The 16195-nt window shown below is 70.4% G+C and carries 13 protein-coding genes and 1 pseudogene; 7 read left to right on the forward strand and 7 right to left on the reverse strand.

Annotation, left to right across the window (positions count from 1 at the left end; translation table 11 throughout):
* Positions 1-81 precede the first annotated feature (81 nt).
* The 7 genes from OCQ_RS17775 to mqo form a co-directional block, all read right to left on the reverse strand.
* Positions 82-1689, reverse strand: coding sequence for an MFS transporter (locus OCQ_RS17775; RefSeq protein ID WP_041785119.1), 1608 nt, complete (start codon positions 1687-1689; stop codon positions 82-84).
* A 33-nt stretch (positions 1690-1722) separates the two neighbouring features.
* Positions 1723-2928 (reverse strand): uroporphyrinogen-III C-methyltransferase, encoded by a 1206-nt coding sequence (cobA, locus tag OCQ_RS17780; RefSeq protein WP_014385431.1) that lies wholly within the window; start codon positions 2926-2928, stop codon positions 1723-1725.
* 81 nt (positions 2929-3009) lie between these two features.
* A complete protein-coding gene (locus OCQ_RS17785) occupies positions 3010-4392 on the reverse strand; it encodes a cobyrinate a,c-diamide synthase (protein WP_014385432.1) in 1383 nt (460 codons plus the stop codon).
* Positions 4393-4403: 11 nt separating this feature from the next.
* Entirely contained in the window at positions 4404-5018 is a 615-nt protein-coding gene (gene cobO / locus OCQ_RS17790; protein ID WP_009956278.1) for a cob(I)yrinic acid a,c-diamide adenosyltransferase, read from the reverse strand.
* A gap of 15 nt (positions 5019-5033) precedes the next feature.
* Positions 5034-6875 carry a magnesium chelatase subunit D family protein gene (locus OCQ_RS17795; RefSeq protein ID WP_014385433.1) on the reverse strand — a complete coding sequence of 614 codons (1842 nt, stop codon included), beginning with the start codon at positions 6873-6875 and terminating at the stop codon, positions 5034-5036.
* Entirely contained in the window at positions 6872-7342 is a 471-nt protein-coding gene (locus OCQ_RS17800) for a GNAT family N-acetyltransferase (protein WP_008258755.1), read from the reverse strand. Before OCQ_RS17800 ends, OCQ_RS17795 begins: the two co-directional genes overlap by 4 nt.
* The gene (mqo, locus tag OCQ_RS17805; RefSeq protein WP_050989421.1) at positions 7335-8768 is read right to left on the reverse strand and encodes a malate dehydrogenase (quinone); all 1434 of its coding nucleotides are present in this window, start codon (positions 8766-8768) and stop codon (positions 7335-7337) included. Before mqo ends, OCQ_RS17800 begins: the two co-directional genes overlap by 8 nt.
* A 166-nt stretch (positions 8769-8934) precedes the next feature.
* Between mqo and OCQ_RS17810 the strand changes: the two genes are divergently transcribed.
* The 7 genes and pseudogenes from OCQ_RS17810 (at position 8935) to OCQ_RS17840 (ending at position 16118) form a co-directional block, all read left to right on the forward strand.
* Positions 8935-9948: an alpha/beta hydrolase gene (locus OCQ_RS17810; RefSeq protein WP_008258758.1), complete on the forward strand. Its 1014-nt coding sequence runs from the start codon at positions 8935-8937 to the stop codon at positions 9946-9948.
* A 4-nt stretch (positions 9949-9952) separates the two neighbouring features.
* The gene (gene mtr / locus OCQ_RS17815) at positions 9953-11332 is read left to right on the forward strand and encodes a mycothione reductase (protein ID WP_008258759.1); all 1380 of its coding nucleotides are present in this window, start codon (positions 9953-9955) and stop codon (positions 11330-11332) included.
* 143 nt (positions 11333-11475) lie between these two features.
* Entirely contained in the window at positions 11476-12615 is a 1140-nt protein-coding gene (gene nicT / locus OCQ_RS17820; RefSeq protein WP_014380667.1) for a Nickel transporter NicT, read from the forward strand.
* A 398-nt stretch (positions 12616-13013) separates the two neighbouring features.
* Positions 13014-13511 (forward strand): hydrogenase maturation protease, encoded by a 498-nt coding sequence (locus OCQ_RS17825; RefSeq protein WP_009955396.1) that lies wholly within the window; start codon positions 13014-13016, stop codon positions 13509-13511.
* 24 nt (positions 13512-13535) lie between these two features.
* Positions 13536-14402 (forward strand): annotated as a pseudogene (locus OCQ_RS17830) (Kae1-like domain-containing protein); the annotation flags it as partial.
* A 47-nt stretch (positions 14403-14449) separates the two neighbouring features.
* Positions 14450-15574, forward strand: coding sequence for an alkaline phosphatase family protein (locus tag OCQ_RS17835; RefSeq protein ID WP_014380669.1), 1125 nt, complete (start codon positions 14450-14452; stop codon positions 15572-15574).
* An 82-nt stretch (positions 15575-15656) separates the two neighbouring features.
* Positions 15657-16118: a hypothetical protein gene (locus OCQ_RS17840; RefSeq protein WP_014380670.1), complete on the forward strand. Its 462-nt coding sequence runs from the start codon at positions 15657-15659 to the stop codon at positions 16116-16118.
* Positions 16119-16195 lie beyond the last annotated feature (77 nt).

Below are 16195 nucleotides of genomic sequence, written 5' to 3' on the forward strand. Positions count from 1 at the left end.
TCCGGCAGCCCGAGACTGCAACCAGCGACGCGTTTCCCGAGTAGGACGTAGGTAGCTGCACTCTCGCGGAGGGTCAGCGAGCTACAGCTCCCCGGCGTCCATCGCTTCCTTGACCTCTTGCGCGTGCGCAACCTGGTCGGGTGTGTAGCCGATGAGCAGCGCGGCACCGCCGACGATGACGGCCACCCCGGCCACCCACAGCAGGCCGTAGGTATAGCCGTGGTCGAGCGCCTGCAGCTGCGCGTCGTTCATGTTCTTCACCGGGCCGGTGGTGCCGCCCAAATACAGTGTCCGCGAAGTGATCACGGCCTGGATGACGGCCAACACGAGCGGGCCACCCAGGCTTTGCAGCATCAGCGTGACCGCGGAGACGGGACCGATCTGATCGAAACCCACACCGGCGATGGCCGACAGCGTCAGGGGCACGACGGCCATGCCGATGCCGATCCCGCCGACCACGATCGGCAACACCAGGTTGGGGAAGTAGGCGACGCCGCGGTGCATGAACGCCCAGCCGTAGAGCATCGCCCAGAAGAGCAAGATGCCGCCGCCGATGGTCAAGACCCGCGGCGAGAACCGCGACACCAGCTGCGAGGAGATGCCGAGGCCGATCCCCATCGCGATGACGAACGGGATGAAGCCGACGCCGGCGTGCAGCGCGCTGTAGCCGAGGATGTCCTGCACGTACAGGCCGATGCACACGGTCAGGCTGAACATCAGCCCGCCGGCCAGGAAGATCGCGGTGAACGTGACCAGGCGGTTGCGGTCGCGGAACAGATCGAACGGCACGACGGGGTTCTCGGCGGTGCGCTCCACGATGATGAAGCCCAGCCCGGCGAGCATCGCCACCACACCCGAACCGATGGTGGTGATCGAAACCCACCCCTTTTCCGGCCCCATCGAGAAGGCGAACACCGCGGCGGTGCACGTCAGGGTGGCCAGCATGGCGCCGGTGGCGTCCAGCTTCATCCGCTCGCGGTTGGTCTCGCGCAGCGCGGTGCGGGCCAAATACATCATCACCAGGCCGATCGGCACGTTCACCAGGAACGCCAGCCGCCACGACACCTCGGTGAGCGCTCCCCCGACCACGAGGCCCATCACCGAGCCGACGGCCGTCATCGCGGCGAAGACCGCGGTCGCGAAGTTGCGCGCCGGTCCCTTGGGGAAGGTGGTCGCCACCAGCGCCAGGCCCGTCGGCGAGGCGATGGCCGACCCGACGCCCTGCGACAGCCGGGCGATGACCATGGTCGCCTCGTCCCAGGCGACGGCGCACAGCACGGAGGAGATGGTGAACAGGGCGACACCGACGATGAAGGTGCGCTTGCGCCCGATGGTGTCGCCGAGCCGCCCGCCGAGCAGCATCAGCCCGCCGAATGTCAGCACGTATGCGGTGATCACCCAGCTGCGGCCGGCGTCGGACAGGCTGAGCTCGTTTTGGATCTTGGGGAGCGCGACGATCGCGACGGTGCTGTCCATCGTCGCAAGCAGCTGCATACCGCCGATGGCGATGACGGCCGCGATGAAGCGTCGCGAGGGCAGCCACGCCGGGTAGTACTTGCTGATGCGATTGGAGGCGGTCTCCGCCGGGGGCTTTGCGGCGGTCTCCGCCGTGCGCACCGGGGCCGGACGATCGGGGCGTGCAGACGTCCAGTTTTGGACAGCGCGCTCTGAGTCGTTGAGAGCCGTCATAAAGGGTTACCTTACAGTAATCTTAAGAAGCGTTTAAACCCCGAAAGCCGCCACGGCGCCGATCACGATGATCGCGGGAGGTCGGATCCCCTCGGCGCGAATCTTTTCGGGCGTGTCGGCGAGGGTGGCCCGCAAAGTGTGTTGAGCGGCCGTCGTTCCGTGCTGAACGACAAGCACGGGCGTATCCGCTGGTCGACCGCCTGCCAAAAGGGCTTCGGCGAAAAGTTCGATGCGTTCGACGGCCATCAGCAAAACAATCGTGCCGGACATCGCGGCCAGCGCATCCCAATTCACTAACGATTCGGGATGCCCGGGTGGGAGATGGCCGCTGACCACCACGAACTCGTGGTTGATCGCCCGATGGGTGACGGGGACACCCGCCAGTGCGGGCACCCCTATGGCGCTTGTCACACCCGGCACCACGGTGACCGGGATCCCGGCCTCGGCGCACGCGAGCACCTCCTCGTAGCCGCGGGCGAAGACGAAGGGGTCCCCCCCTTTGAGGCGCACCACGAAGCTTCCGGCCCGGGCGCGTTCGATCATCACGTCGTTGATGGCGTCCTGGGCCATCGCCCGCCCGTACGGGATCTTGGCGGCGTCGATGACTTCCACGTGTGGGGGCAGTTCGGCGAGCAGTTCCGGCGGCGCGAGGCGGTCGGCGACCACGACGTCGGCCTGGGCGAGCAGCCGGCGCCCGCGCACGGTGATCAGTTCGGGGTCGCCGGGACCGCCCCCGATCAGCGCCACGCCGCCCTTGACGGCGTCGGAGCCCACCGGGCCCTCGGGGGTGATGACCCCGGTCTGCAGCGCCTCCCGGATGGCCGAGCGGATCGCCGCCGAACGCCGGTGCTCGCCGCCGGCCAGGACGCCGACGGACAGCCCCGCATAGCTGAAAGACGCTGGCGTCACCGCGGTTCCCTCGACGGCGATGTCCGCCCGGACGCAGAAGATCTGGCGGCTTGCGGCCTCGGCGACCACGGCCTCGTTGACGCGCGGGTCGTCGGTGGCCGCGATCGCGTACCAGGCGCCGTCGAGGTCGCCGTCGCGGTATTCGCGCAGTGCCAGAGTGATTCCGGTCATGGCCTCGACCGACCGGGTGGCGCTGCGGGAGATGACGTGGACGTCGGCGCCGCTGGCGATGAGCAACGGCAACCGGCGCTGGGCGACGGTGCCGCCGCCCACGACGACGACCTTCTTACCGGTCAGCCGCAGCCCTACGAGGTAGGCGCTCTCAGTCACCCGGCAAGCTTAGTGGTTCGTGGCCTTGGCATCGCGCGCGTAACGCCGCGGCGAAGTTCGGCCGGATTTTTCGCCGTGACGTTACGTCCGCGAACCCGCTCGCCGGGCCGCGTGGGCGACGAAGCGCGCCACCGCCTCCGGCGCGGCGGCCGGGTGGGTGTGCAGATACGACGCGTGCACGCCGCCGTGCACGACGCCATCGCGCACGGCCCCGCCGGCATCGTCGGCGTCGTCGGCGTCGGGGGCCCGGTACATCCATGCCGGCTGGTAGCTGTCGCTGAATGTGACTGCGGTGCGGTGGAATTCGTGCCCGACGGCCCGCTGGCCCGCAGTGTACAGCGGGGAATCGGCCACGGCGACGGCGTCGCGGTAGGCCAGCGTCAGCTGCGGGGTGAACCGGGCCCGTCCGGCCAGCACGCCGCACATCGGGTGGCCGTCGAGTTCGGTGGCCAGGTAGATCAGCCCGGCGCACTCGGCGTGCACGGGCGCCCCGGCGGCGGCCAGCTCCTTGATCTGCCGGCGCACGACCTCGTTGGCGGACAGCTCGGCGGTGAACTGTTCGGGAAAGCCGCCGGGCAGCAACACCGCATCGCTGCCGTCGGGCAACGCGTCGCTGAGCGGATCGAATGCGACGACGTCCGCGCCGGCGGCCGCCAGCAGCTCCGGGTGCTCGGCGTAGCCGAAGCTGAAGGCCTTCCCGGCCGCCACGGCCACGGTGGCGCGCCGCCGCGCCGACTCCCCCACCGCCGCCGCCGGATCCCACGGCTGCCCGGCCGCCGGGGCCCGCGCGACCGCGATCACCGACGCCAGGTCGACGTGGGCGGCGACCAACGCGGTCATCGCGTCGACCGCCTGCCGGGCCCGGCGGCCGTACTCCACGGCGGTGACGAGCCCCAGATACCTTGTGGGAAGCTCCAATTCGGCCGCCCGCGGGATGGCCCCCAGCACCGGGACACCGGCCTGCTCGCAGGCCTGCCGCAACACCTGCTCGTGGCGGGTCGAGCCGACCCGGTTCAGGATCACGCCGGTGACCCGGGTGGCGGTGTCGAACGTCGAAAAGCCGTGCAGCAGCGCGGCGATGCTCTGGCTTTGACCGCGCGCGTCGATGACCAGCACGACGGGTGCGCCCAGCAGGCGGGCGACGTGGGCGGTCGATCCGGCGGCGGGGGTGGCGGCGGACGGCCCGATCCGCCCGTCGAACAGCCCCATCACGCCCTCGATCACCGCGATGTCCGCGCCGGCGGCGCCGTGCGCGTACAGAGGGCCGATGAGGCCCTCCCCGACCAGCACCGGGTCGAGGTTGCGGCCCGGCCGGCCTGCGGCCAGGCCGTGATAGCCGGGATCGATGAAGTCCGGGCCCACCTTGAACGGCGCGACGGTGTGACCCGCCCGGCGCAAAGCGCCGATCAAACCCGTTGCCACGGTGGTCTTTCCGCTGCCGGACGAGGGTGCGGCGATGACCATGGCGGGAACACTCACCACTCGATGCCCTTCTGCCCCTTGCGCCCGGCGTCCATCGGATGCTTGAGCTTGGTCATCTCGGTGACCAGGTCGGCCGCATCGATCAGCGGCCGCGGGGCGTCGCGTCCGGTGATGACGACGTGCTGGTGGCCGGGCCGCGCCGCGAGCACCTCGACCACCTCGTGGACGTCGACCCAGCCCCACTTCAGCGGATAGGTGAACTCGTCGAGCACGTAGAAGTCGTGGCGCTGGTCGGCCAGCCGGCGCGCGATTTCGGCCCAGCCGTCGGCCGCGGCCGCCGCGTGATCGGTGTCGCTGCCCGCCTTGCGCGTCCAGGACCAGCCCGCACCCATCTTGTGCCATTCGACCGGCGCGCCGGCGCCGTGTTGTTCGTGCACGTCGCCGAGCGCGGCGAACGCCGCCTCCTCGCCGACCTTCCACTTCGCGCTCTTGACGAATTGGAACACCGCGACGGAAAGCCCGGCGTTCCAGGCCCGCAACGCCATTCCGAACGCCGCCGTCGACTTCCCCTTGCCGGCGCCGGTGTGCACCGCCAGCACCGGCGTGTGACGTCGCGCCCGGGTGGTCAGGCCATCATCGGGAACCTGGACTGGAACTCCTTGCGGCATAACGGGTTACCTTTCTCACGCGACGTCGCGTACCGCACGCGTCAACGAATCGGCGTGCAGCTGCTCCAGCCGAACGGCGGGTGCGCCGAGTTGGCGGGCCAGCTGCTCGGCCAGGCCCAGCCGCACGAACGACGTCTCGCAATCCACGACCACCGCGGCCGCGCCTTCGGCCACCAGCCGGGCCGCCGCGGATCGGGTGCGGCCCAACGGATCCGGTCCGGCGGTGGCCCGGCCGTCGGTGAGCACCACCACCAGGGCGCGGCGGGCCCGGTCGCGCGCCTTCTCCCGGACGATCAGCTCGCGCGCGGCCAGCAGGCCTTCGGCGAGCGGCGTCTTGCCGCCGGTGTCGAAGCGGGCCAGTCGCCGCCCGGCGATGTGGGCCGAGGAGGTCGGCGGTAGCAACAATTGCGCCTGCTGGTGCCGGAAGGTGATCACGGCGACCTTGTCGCGGCGCTGGTAGGCGTCGCGCAGCAGCGACAGCGTGGCGCCGCTGACCGCCGCCATCCGGTCGCGGGCGGCCATCGAACCCGAGGCGTCCACCACGAAGATCACCAGGTTGCCCTCGCGTCCCTCGCGCACGGCGCGGCGCACGTCGTCGGGCCCGGGCCGCAGCGGCCCGGCCCCGGCGCGCTCGGCGGCCGAGAGCAGCGTGGCGAACACGTGCAGTCCGTGCCCGCCGCAACTGGTGTCGTCCCCGTCGGTGGCGGCGATGACGCTGCCGCCGGCGTTGCGCGCCCGCGACCGCCGCCCGGGCGCGCCCTCCCCCACCCCGGGGACGCGCAGCGCGCGGGTGCGGAAGGTTTTCGACGGAGGCGCGCTGGGCTTGGACTTCGGCGGCTTCCCCGTGGTGCTGTCCCCCGAGTCCCGTTGTGGCCCAGCCTGTTCGGTGTCCGGCGTTTGACCGCCGCCGGGCGGGTCGGGCTCGGGGTCCGGCTCGGAGCCGGCCCGCGCCAGGGCTTCGTCCAGCTGGTCGCGGTCGATCCCCGGATCGTCGAAGGGGTCGCGGCGGCGCCGGTGCGGCAGCGCCAGCTCGGCGGCGACCCGGATGTCCTGTTCCTCGACGGCGGGCGCCCCGCGCCAGGCAGCGTGGGCGACGGCGGTGCGGGCCACCACCAGGTCCGCGCGCATGCCGTCGACATCGAACGCCGCGCACAGCGCCGCGATGCGCCGTAACTCGTTGTCGGGCAACACCACATCGTCGACGAGCGCGCGGGCCGCGGCGATGCGCCGGGCCAGCTCGGCGTCGGCGGCGGCGTATCGCTCCGCGAAGCCGTCCGGGTCGGCCTCATACGCCATTCGCTGCCGGATGACCTGCACCCGCACGTCGACGTCGCGTGAGGCGTGCACGTCGACGGTGAGCCCGAAGCGGTCCAACAGCTGCGGACGCAGTTCGCCCTCTTCGGGATTCATGGTGCCGATCAACACGAACCGCGCCTCATGCGAATGCGAGATGCCGTCGCGTTCGATGTGCACCCGCCCCATCGCCGCGGCGTCGAGCAGCACGTCGACGAGATGATCGTGCAGCAGGTTGACCTCGTCGACGTAGAGCACCCCGCCGTGCGCGCGGGCCAACAGGCCCGGGGAAAAAGCGTGCTCGCCGTCGCGCAGCACCCGCTGCAGATCCAGCGAGCCGATGACCCTGTCTTCGGTTGCCCCGAGCGGCATTTCGACCAGGCCGGAATCGCTGCCGGTCGCCGCGCACAGCAGCGCCGCCAGGCCGCGCACGGCCGTCGACTTGGCGGTGCCCTTCTCGCCGCGGATGAGGGCGCCCCCGATCTCAGGGCGCACGGCGCACAACAGCAGGGCGAGACGCAGCTGGTCGTGCCCGACGATGGCGCTGAACGGGTAGGGCCTCACGGCTTGGCCGCCAGACCGGAGCCCGGCCGCAGCATGGGCACGTGCGGGACGCCGTCGTCGACGAAATCGTCGCCGTCGCGCACGAATCCGTGCTGCGCGTACATGTCGGCCAGATAGGTCTGCGCGTTGATCCGGCACGGGTAGTCACCCACCTCGGCCAGGGCCGCGCGCAGCAGCCGGGTGGTGTGGCCCTGGCCACGGGCGCTGCGCTTGGTGCACAGGCGCCCGATGCGGAACGCCTTCTCGCCTCCGGCGTGCTCCTCCATCAGCCGCAGCGTACAGATCACCTCGCCGTCGGCCGTCTCCAGCCAGAAGTGCCGGGTTTCGGCGAGGAGGTCACGGCCGTCCAGTTCGGGATACGGGATCGCCTGTTCGACGACGAACACCTCCACCCTCAACTTGAGCAGCTCGTAAAGTGTCTGGGCATCAAGGTCTTTGGCCCAGATACGCCGCAGTGCTTCAGTCATTGACATCCAACCCCAGTACCTTCGTTCCCCACGAAAAGACCTCGTCGTAGAGCGCCGGCTCGTCCGACAGCGACGCCCCCAAAGAGGGAACCATCTCCTTGAGCGCGGGCAACCACGACTGAAAACGGTTGGCAAAGCACCGCTGCAACACGTCGAGCATGATCGGCACCGCGGTCGACGCCCCGGGCGAGCCGCCGAGCAGACCCGCGATGCTTCCGTCGGCGGCCCCCACCACCGTGGTGTCGAAGTCGAGCACCCCGCCCTTTCGCCTGTCGCGCCGGATCACCTGCACGCGCTGACCGGCCACGGTCAACTCCCAGTCGGAACCCGCTGCGGTGGGCGCGAATTCGCGCAGCATGCGCAGCCGGTCCGGCTCGGAGAGCCGCAATTGGCCGAGCAGGTACCCAAGCAGCGTCAGCTGGGTGGCGCCGACCCCGAGCAGGGAGGCCAGGTTATGCGGCTTCACCGAGCGGGGCAGGTCGGTGAAGTGCCCGCGTTTCAAGAACTTCGGTGACCAGCCGGCGTACGGGCCGAACACCAGCCACGGCTTGTCGTTGACGTAGCGCAGGTCCAGATGCAGCGCCCCCAGGGGCGGGGCGCCGGGCGCGGGCGCCCCGTACACCTTGGCCCGATGCGCGGCGGTGAGCGCCGGCTTGTCGGCGCGCAGGAACCGGCCGCCGATCGGGAATCCGGCGAAACCCCTGACCTCGCTGATGCCGGACTTCTGCAGCAGGGGCAGCGCGTCGCCGCCGGCCCCGACGAAGACGAATTTGGCGTGACAGCGGCGCTTTTGGCCGGTGCGGCGATTGCGGATCGACACCGTCCAGCCGCCGTCGGACCCGCGGGTCAGGTTGCGGACCTCGTGCCCGAACAGGGCCGTCGCGCCGCCCCGCACACAGAATCCGACCAATTGGCGCGACAGCGCACCGAAGTCGACGTCGGTGCCGTGGGCGGCCCAGTTGAGTGCGGTCGGCGTGGAGAAGTCGCGATGGGCGGCCATCAACGGCAGCCGGCGGGCGAACTCGCCCGGGTCCTCGATCAATTCGATGCCGGCGAACAGCGGGTTGGCCGCCAGCGCGTCACGGCGCCGCCGCAGATAGTCCACGCGCCGCGCCCCGCGCACGAAGCTCGCGTGCGGGATCCGGGTCAAAAAGCTCCGATCGGTCAGGATGCCGTTCTCCACGGCGTGAGCCCAGAACTGGCGGGTCACCTGAAACTGCTCGTTGATGCGCACCGCTTTGCTGATGTCGATCGAGCCGTCGGCGCGCTGCGGGGTGTAGTTCAGCTCGCACAGCGCCGAATGCCCCGTGCCGGCGTTGTTCCAGGGGCTGCTGCTTTCCGCGGCGACGGCGTCGAGGCGTTCGACGAAGGTCAGCGACCACTCCGGCTGCAGCCGGCGCAGCAACGCGCCCAGCGTCGCGCTCATGATGCCCGCGCCCACCAGCACGACGTCCGTCCGCGCGGTTGTGGCTAGCGATGACACCGGCTTGCTGGTCCTTCCCTCGACTGGGCCGATCCCCAGGTTATCCCGAGGCAAAGTGGGCGCGAACGACGTGCGGCTCCCCGTGCCCAGCAAAAGCTAAGCTTGCCTCGTGACTGGCTGGGTGCCCGATGTCCTCCCCGGATATTGGCAGCGCACCATCGCGCTCGGCCGCGATCCCGCCGGTGAGGGCGACATCGTCGCGACCCTGATCCGGCGCGGGCCGGCACAGGCGGGCCCGGCCGGGCGCGCGGTGCTGGCGGTGCACGGCTACACCGATTACTTCTTCCACACCGAGCTGGCCGACCATTTCGCCGCGCGCGGCTTCGCCTTCTACGCGCTGGACCTTCACAAGTGCGGTCGGTCGCGGCGCGACGGCCAGACGCCGCACTTCGTCACCGACCTCGCCAACTACGACACCGAACTCGAGCACGCCCTGGACGTCGTGCGCGCGCAGGCCCGCGACGTGCTGGTGTACGGGCATTCCGCGGGCGGGCTCATCGTGTCGTTGTGGCTGGATCGGTTGCGCCGCCGCAACCCGGACGCGCACGCCGACATCGGCGGGTTGGTGCTCAACAGCCCGTTTTTGGATCTGCCCGGCCCGGCCATCCTGCGGCATTCGGCGACCGTGGCGCTGCTCGGGGGTCTGTCGCGGGTGCGGTCCAAGGGCGTGGCCAGGTCGCCGGGTGAGGGCGGCTACGGCACCACGTTGCACCGCGACTATGGCGGGCAATTCGACTACAACCTGCAGTGGAAACCCGTGGGTGGCTTCCCGATCACCTTCGGTTGGCTGCACGCCGTCCGCCGCGGCCAGGCCCGGCTGCACCGCGGCCTCGACGTCGGCGTGCCGAATCTGATCCTGCGCTCGGACCACAGCGTGCGCGAAACCGCGGACCCGGAGCCCATGCGGTGCGGCGACGCCGTTCTCGACGTCACCCAGATCGCCAGGTGGGCAGGCTGTGTCGGAAACCGCAGCACCATCGTCCCGGTGGTCGATGCCAAGCACGATGTGTTCTTGTCGTTGGAGGGCCCGCGCGACGTCGCCTATCGGGAACTGGATCTCTGGCTGGACGAGTACCTGCCCACCAACAACAGCGACGCCCCGGCGTCGTTCGGAAGGGGGTGACGGTGTGGAGACCTACGACGTCGCGATCATCGGAACCGGTTCGGGCAACAGCATTCTCGATGAACGCTTCGCCGACAAACGGGTGGCCATCTGCGAACAGGGCACGTTCGGGGGCACGTGCCTGAACGTCGGGTGCATCCCGACCAAGATGTTCGTCTACGCCGCCGAGGTCGCCCAGAGCATCCGGGAGGCGGCGCGCTACGGCATCGACGCCCGCATCGAGCGGGTGCGCTGGGACGACATCGTCTCGCGCGTGTTCGGGCGCATCGACCCGATCGGGGTCAGCGGCGAGGACTATCGCAACGCCGCGCCCAATATCGATGTGTACAAACAGCACACCCGGTTCGGCGCGGTCCAACCCGATGGGCGCTACCTGTTGCGCACCGACGCCGGCGACGAGTTCACGGCCGATCAGGTGGTGATCGCGGCTGGGGCGCGCGCCGTGGTCCCGCCCGCGATCCTCGAGTGCGGCGCGACGTACCACACCAGCGACACGATCATGCGAATCCCTGAACTGCCCGAGCATTTGGTGATCGTCGGCGGCGGTTTCGTCGCAGCCGAATTCGCCCACACTTTCTCCTCCCTGGGCTCGCGGGTCACCCTGGTGGTCCGGGGCTCCACATTGCTGCGGCACCTCGACGACGTCGTCGGCGAACGCTTCACCCGCATCGCGGCCAGCAAGTGGGAGCTGCACACCCACCGCAACGTCGTGGGCGCCGAAAACCAGGGTTCGGGCGTCGCGGTGCAACTCGACGACGGTCGCACCGTGAACGCCGACGCGCTGCTGGTGGCGACCGGCCGCGTGCCCAACGGCGATCTGCTCGACGCCGAGCAGGCCGGCGTCACCGTCACCGACGGCCTGGTGGTCGTCGACGAGTACCAGCGGACCACGGCGCGTGGCGTTTTCGCGCTCGGCGACGTCTCCTCGTCGTATCAGCTCAAGCACGTCGCCAACCACGAGGCGCGCGTCGTGCAGCACAACCTGCTGTGCGACTGGGACGACACCGAAGCCCTGGCCGCCACCGACCACCGCTACGTGCCCGCGGCGGTGTTCACCGATCCCCAGATCGCCTCCGTCGGGCTGACCGAAAACCAGGCCATCGCACAGGGTTTCAAGATTTCGGTGAAGATCCAGAATTACGGCGACGTCGCCTACGGCTGGGCGGCCGAGGACACCACCGGGATCGTCAAGCTCGTCGCCGAGCGCGGCACCGGCCGCCTGCTGGGTGCGCACATCATGGGTGATCAGGCCTCGTCGATCATCCAGCCGTTGATCCAGGCGATGAGCTTCGGGCTGACCGCCCTGCAGACGGCCCGCGGGCAATACTGGATTCATCCGGCCCTGGCCGAGGTGGTGGAGAACGCGCTACTGGGTCTGCACTGACCTCGGCGGCGGCTCGGGCGTGAGCGGTTCAGTGTCGAGGGCCAAGAATCCGCGCTTCACTTGCATCCGGCGCGGCGGGGAACTTACAGTCGTGGCCGGTTGTTCTCAGCCCGATACCGCAAGGACGCGCCGGAAGGACCCCAGTGGCCAGCACCGAGATCGACCGGCGGCCGTCACGGGTGACCAGACTTCTCGGCGCCCTGACCACAGCGGAGTGGTGGCGGCTGGCCGCGATGCTCGCGTCCATCGTCGCGCTGCACCTGCTCGGCTGGCTCACCCTGGTGTTCTTGGTGGCACCGGCCCAATACAGCTTGGGCGGCAAAGCTTTTGGTGTCGGGATCGGATTGACGGCCTATACGCTGGGTATGCGGCACGCCTTTGACGCCGACCACATCGCCGCCATCGACAACACCACCCGCAAGCTGATGAACGACGGGCAGCGCCCGCTGGCCGTCGGCTTCTTCTTTTCGCTGGGCCACTCCACCGTGGTGTTCGCGTTGGCGCTGTTGCTGGCGGGCGGGGTGAAAACGGTCGTCGGGCCGGTCGAGGACGACTCCTCGACGCTGCACCACTACACCGGGTTGATCGGCACCAGCGTCTCCGGCGTCTTCCTGTATGCGATCGCCCTTCTCAACCTCATCGTCCTGGCCGGCATCCTGCGCGTGTTCGCGCGGTTGCGCCGCGGCGAATTCGACCCCGAGACCGACGGGGCCGAGCTGGAGCGGCAATTGCAGAGCCGCGGACTGATGAACCGGGTGCTCGGCCGGCTCACCAAGTCGATCACCAAGTCGTGGCACTGCTACCCGATCGGGTTGTTGTTCGGGCTGGGCTTCGACACCGCCACCGAGATCGCACTTCTGGTGCTCGCCGGCACCAGCGCCGCCGCCGGGCTGCCGTGGTACGCCATCATCTGCCTGCCGGTGCTGTTCGCCGCGGGCATGTGCCTGCTGGACACCATCGACGGTTCGTTCATGAACTTCGCCTACGGCTGGGCGTTTTCCAATCCGGTGCGCAAGATCTACTACAACATCACCATCACCGCGCTGTCGGTGGCCGTCGCCCTGCTGATCGGGAGCGTCGAACTGCTCGTCCTGTTCGCCGACCAATTCGGTTGGCGGGGCGCCTTCTGGACCTGGATCGGCGGGCTGGACCTCAACGCGGTCGGCTACGTCGTCGTCGGCATGTTCGTCGTCACCTGGGCGGTGGCCCTGCTCGTCTGGCGCTACGGCCGCATCGAGGAAAAGTGGGGCCCCACCGACCTGGGGGCCGAATCCGCGACCTAGCGGCTCACCGGGCGCGGGCGTGCGAGGCGCGCGAAGCGTTGACAACGCTCGGCAGCGGGAGTAGACCCAAAAAACAGCGCCGCGCAAGTGGGCCGACGTTCGACTCCGGCGGTGCAGGAGCCCCGGCCCGGCTCCGGAAAGCTGCAGCATGCCAACGGAAGCGGCAGTCCAGACAGCACCACCGTTGACCCGTGTTCTGCGCGGCAAGGTCTCGGGCGCCGCGTCGCGTGTGCACGGCACCGTGATTCGAAGTTCGAGGGGTATCACGGAACGCACCGTCGACACGGTCGGGGGGTGACGGCCATGGCGGATCGCCCGGTGCAGCCGACGGGAACTTCAGCACGGGCGGCGCAGTGGCGCGAGGCGGACGATCAAAGCCGGCGGACTGCGGTGCCGGCATGACAGCCCGCATCTTGGTAGCCGGGATCGGCAACAGCTTCCTGGGGGATGACGGATTCGGCTCCGAAGTGGTCCGCAATGCCGAACTGCCGCAAGATGATCCGATGGTCCAGGTCATCGACTACGGAATCAGGGGGATGCACCTGGCCTATGACCTGCTCGAGGAGTGGGACACGCTGGTCCTCGTCGACGCCGTACCCAGCCGCGGCCATCCCGGCACGCTGCACGTCTTCCAGGCCGATCACGAAACACCCTCGCGGACAAGCGGTCTGGACGGCCACAGCATGGACCCCGCCGCCGTCTTCGCCAGCCTGCGGGCGCTGGGCGGCCGTCCGCCCTACACCGTCGTCGTCGGGTGCGAGGCCGGCAGCGTCCAGGAAGGCATCGGGCTGACCGAACCGGTCGCCAAGGCCGTCCCCCGGGCGGCGCGGGCGGTCGAAGAGATCGTCGCGGCGTTGCACGGGGCGGCACTACCCGCGGCCGAAGACGGGTACTGAACCATGTGCCCGGCACCAGGGGGGCCGCTGGATCTCGTTCAGCACCACCGCGCCGACGTGGTGTCGCTGCTGGCCGAGCGCGGGCGCATCGGCGAACCCATCGTCGGGGTCTGCTTCGACGGCACCGGTAACGGCGGTGACGAAACGATCTGGGGCGGAGAGATTTTGGCGCTGGGCGCCCGGAGCCGGCAGTTCGTCCGGGTCGGCCACCTGCGGCCGGTGCCGATGCCCGGCGGCGATGCGGCGGTGCGCGAACCGTGGCGGATGGCGCTGTCCCAGTTATGGACGGCCGACATCGATTGGACCCCGGATCTGGCGCCCGTCGCCGCCGCGACCGATGACGCACTGCGCCTGGTCCGTTCGCAACTGGAGACCGGGACGGGCTGTGTGCCGTGCTCGAGCATGGGACGGCTGTTCGACGCGGTCGCTTCCCTGCTCGGCGTGCGGCATCGCATCGACTACGAGGGGCAAGCCGCGGTCGAGCTCGAGGCGCTGGCGGAGTCGGCGGGCTGCGATCCCGGGCGGCCCCGGCCGTCGTTGCCGCTGGCGGTGCGCCCCAACGGGGTGATCGATCCGGTACCGATGGTGCAGACGATGGTCGCGGCGCTGTACGCCGGGACGCCGCGCGCGGTGCTGGCCGCGACGTTCCACCTCGCGGTCGCGGACGCGGTCGCCGACGTGGTGGCGCGGGTGGCCGGCGACACCCGGCTGGTGGGGCTCACCGGCGGGGTGTTCCAGAACGTTCTGCTGACGCGCGCTTGCCGTGACTTATTGCAGCGCAACGGTTTCGAGGTCCTCACCCACCGCACCGTGCCGCCGAACGGCGGCGGACCGTCGCCGGGACAGGCCGTGGTCTCGGTGCTGACGGCGCGGGAGGGGGCCACGCGGTGACCGACCGGCGACTGGCGCGCGTCTAGCTTCGACGTCAGACTGGCCCGGTGCCCGGTTCCCTGCGTGACGTGCTGCCCGCCGCGGCCGCCCTGCTCGGCGTTCCGGGCGCGGTCGACACCCTGGCGGTGACGGAGCGGGCCGGCTCCGATCGGATCGACCGGGTGCTCGTCGTGCTGGTGGACGGGCTGGGCTGGCACCTGCTTCCGCAGCTGGCGGGCGGCGCGCCGCTGCTGGCCTCCGTGCTGGGGGGCGCCACCGGCCGGCTGACCCGGCTGGAGTGCACCTTCCCGTCGACCACGCCGACCAGCCTGGTGTCCCTGGGCACCGGTGCGGCGCCCGGCGAGCACGGGGTTCTGGGCTTCACCCTGCGGGTGCCGGGCACCGAGACCGTGCTCAACCACGTCCGGTGGCGCGACGATCCCTCGCCGGCCGTCTGGCAGCCGGTGCCGACCTGGTTTCAGCGGCTCAAAGAGGCCGGCGTCAGCGCCCGCGCGGTGCTGCCGGCGCTGTTCCTCGGCAGTGGGCTGACCGAGGCCGCGTACCGCGGCGCGGAATTCCGCCCGGCCGGCCCCGCCGACGACTACGCCCAGCTGGTGGTCGACGACCTGCGCTCGGCGCCCGGACTGGTCTACGGCTACACCGCCGAACTCGACACCGCGGCCCATGTCTTCGGCGTCGGCTCCGAGCAGTGGCACGCGGCCGCGGCGAGCGTCGACACGCTGCTTTCGCGCCTGCTCGAGGCGCTGCCGCCGAACGCGGCGCTGCTGGTGACCGCCGACCACGGCGGCCTCAACGTCCCGCCGGAGGCCCGCATCGACCTCGACGCCGACGCCCGGCTGGCCCGGGGCGTCCGGGTGGTCGCCGGCGAGCCCCGGGTCCGCTACCTGCACACCGAGCCGGGCGCCGCGCCCGACGTGCGGGCCGCGTGGGCCGAGGTGCTCGGCGGCCGGGCGACCGTGTACAGCCGCGAGCAGGCGGTGGGCACCGGGATGTTCGGGCCGGTCGCCGCGCCGCACCTGGAGCGGCTGGGCGACGTGGTGGTGGTCTGCTCGGGCGACACGGCGGTGCTGGCCAGCGCGCACGAGCCGCCGGAAGCCTCGCGCCTGATCGGTTTCCACGGCGGAGCCAGCCCGGCCGAGATGGCGATCCCGCTCATCGTTTTCCGCCCCTAGCTGCACCGACCGTGGATTCGGACCGACTTCACAGCTCGTTCCGACCGGTTTACCACGATTCGCGTTGTACATTCGGCGCACTGTGTTGTTCCGGGTTGGCGGTCAGACTCGGCGGTGGCGGCCCGCCACCGCGATCGTCGCAGCCCTGGGTGTGTTCATCGCCCTGATAGCCGGTTCGTCGCTGCGGCCTCAGTTCGCCGCGTCCAGCCTGCCCGAGCCTGCCGCCTGGTCCGGCCCGGCCGCCGGGGTCGGCGCGCATGCGCTCCCCCGGGGCCTCCACTCCGCCGTCGGCCGCCCGGCGCCGGCCGCGTGGGAGTCGCCGGCACCGGCGGACAACACCAACAAGAAGCCGTTCCACAGCATGTGGATGACGAAGGAACGGCCCCAAACCTGGAACCGTTCGTCAGCGCAAGTGGCCCTGTCACCGGCGCCGACGACGTTCGGCCCGGTGCGGGCGGCGCCCGACCACGCCCAATCCCGTTCTCCCGCAATCATTGCCACCGACCGAGATACGTTGACCCGGCTCTGCATCGCCCGCGTCTGATCGCCGCACGCCGCGCATTCGCGCGACAGGGCTCATATCTCCCGTGTCTATCTCGTGAAGGACGCCCCCAATGTTTT

Origin of the sequence: Mycobacterium paraintracellulare, assembly GCF_000276825.1 — a bacterium.
Taxonomy (GTDB): Bacteria; Actinomycetota; Actinomycetes; order Mycobacteriales; family Mycobacteriaceae; genus Mycobacterium; species Mycobacterium intracellulare.

What these genes read in the sequence shown, in the direction of transcription:
- OCQ_RS17775 (WP_041785119.1), bottom strand. Translation starts at nt 1,689, where the DNA reads ATGACGGCTCTCAACGACTCAGAGCGCGCTGTCCAAAACTGGACGTCT.
- OCQ_RS17785 (WP_014385432.1), bottom strand. Translation starts at nt 4,392, where the DNA reads ATGGTCATCGCCGCACCCTCGTCCGGCAGCGGAAAGACCACCGTGGCA.
- cobO (WP_009956278.1), bottom strand. Translation starts at nt 5,018, where the DNA reads ATGCCGCAAGGAGTTCCAGTCCAGGTTCCCGATGATGGCCTGACCACC.
- OCQ_RS17800 (WP_008258755.1), bottom strand. Translation starts at nt 7,342, where the DNA reads ATGACTGAAGCACTGCGGCGTATCTGGGCCAAAGACCTTGATGCCCAG.
- mqo (WP_050989421.1), bottom strand. Translation starts at nt 8,768, where the DNA reads ATGAGCGCGACGCTGGGCGCGTTGCTGCGCCGGCTGCAGCCGGAGTGG.
- OCQ_RS17825 (WP_009955396.1), top strand. Translation starts at nt 13,014, where the DNA reads ATGACAGCCCGCATCTTGGTAGCCGGGATCGGCAACAGCTTCCTGGGG.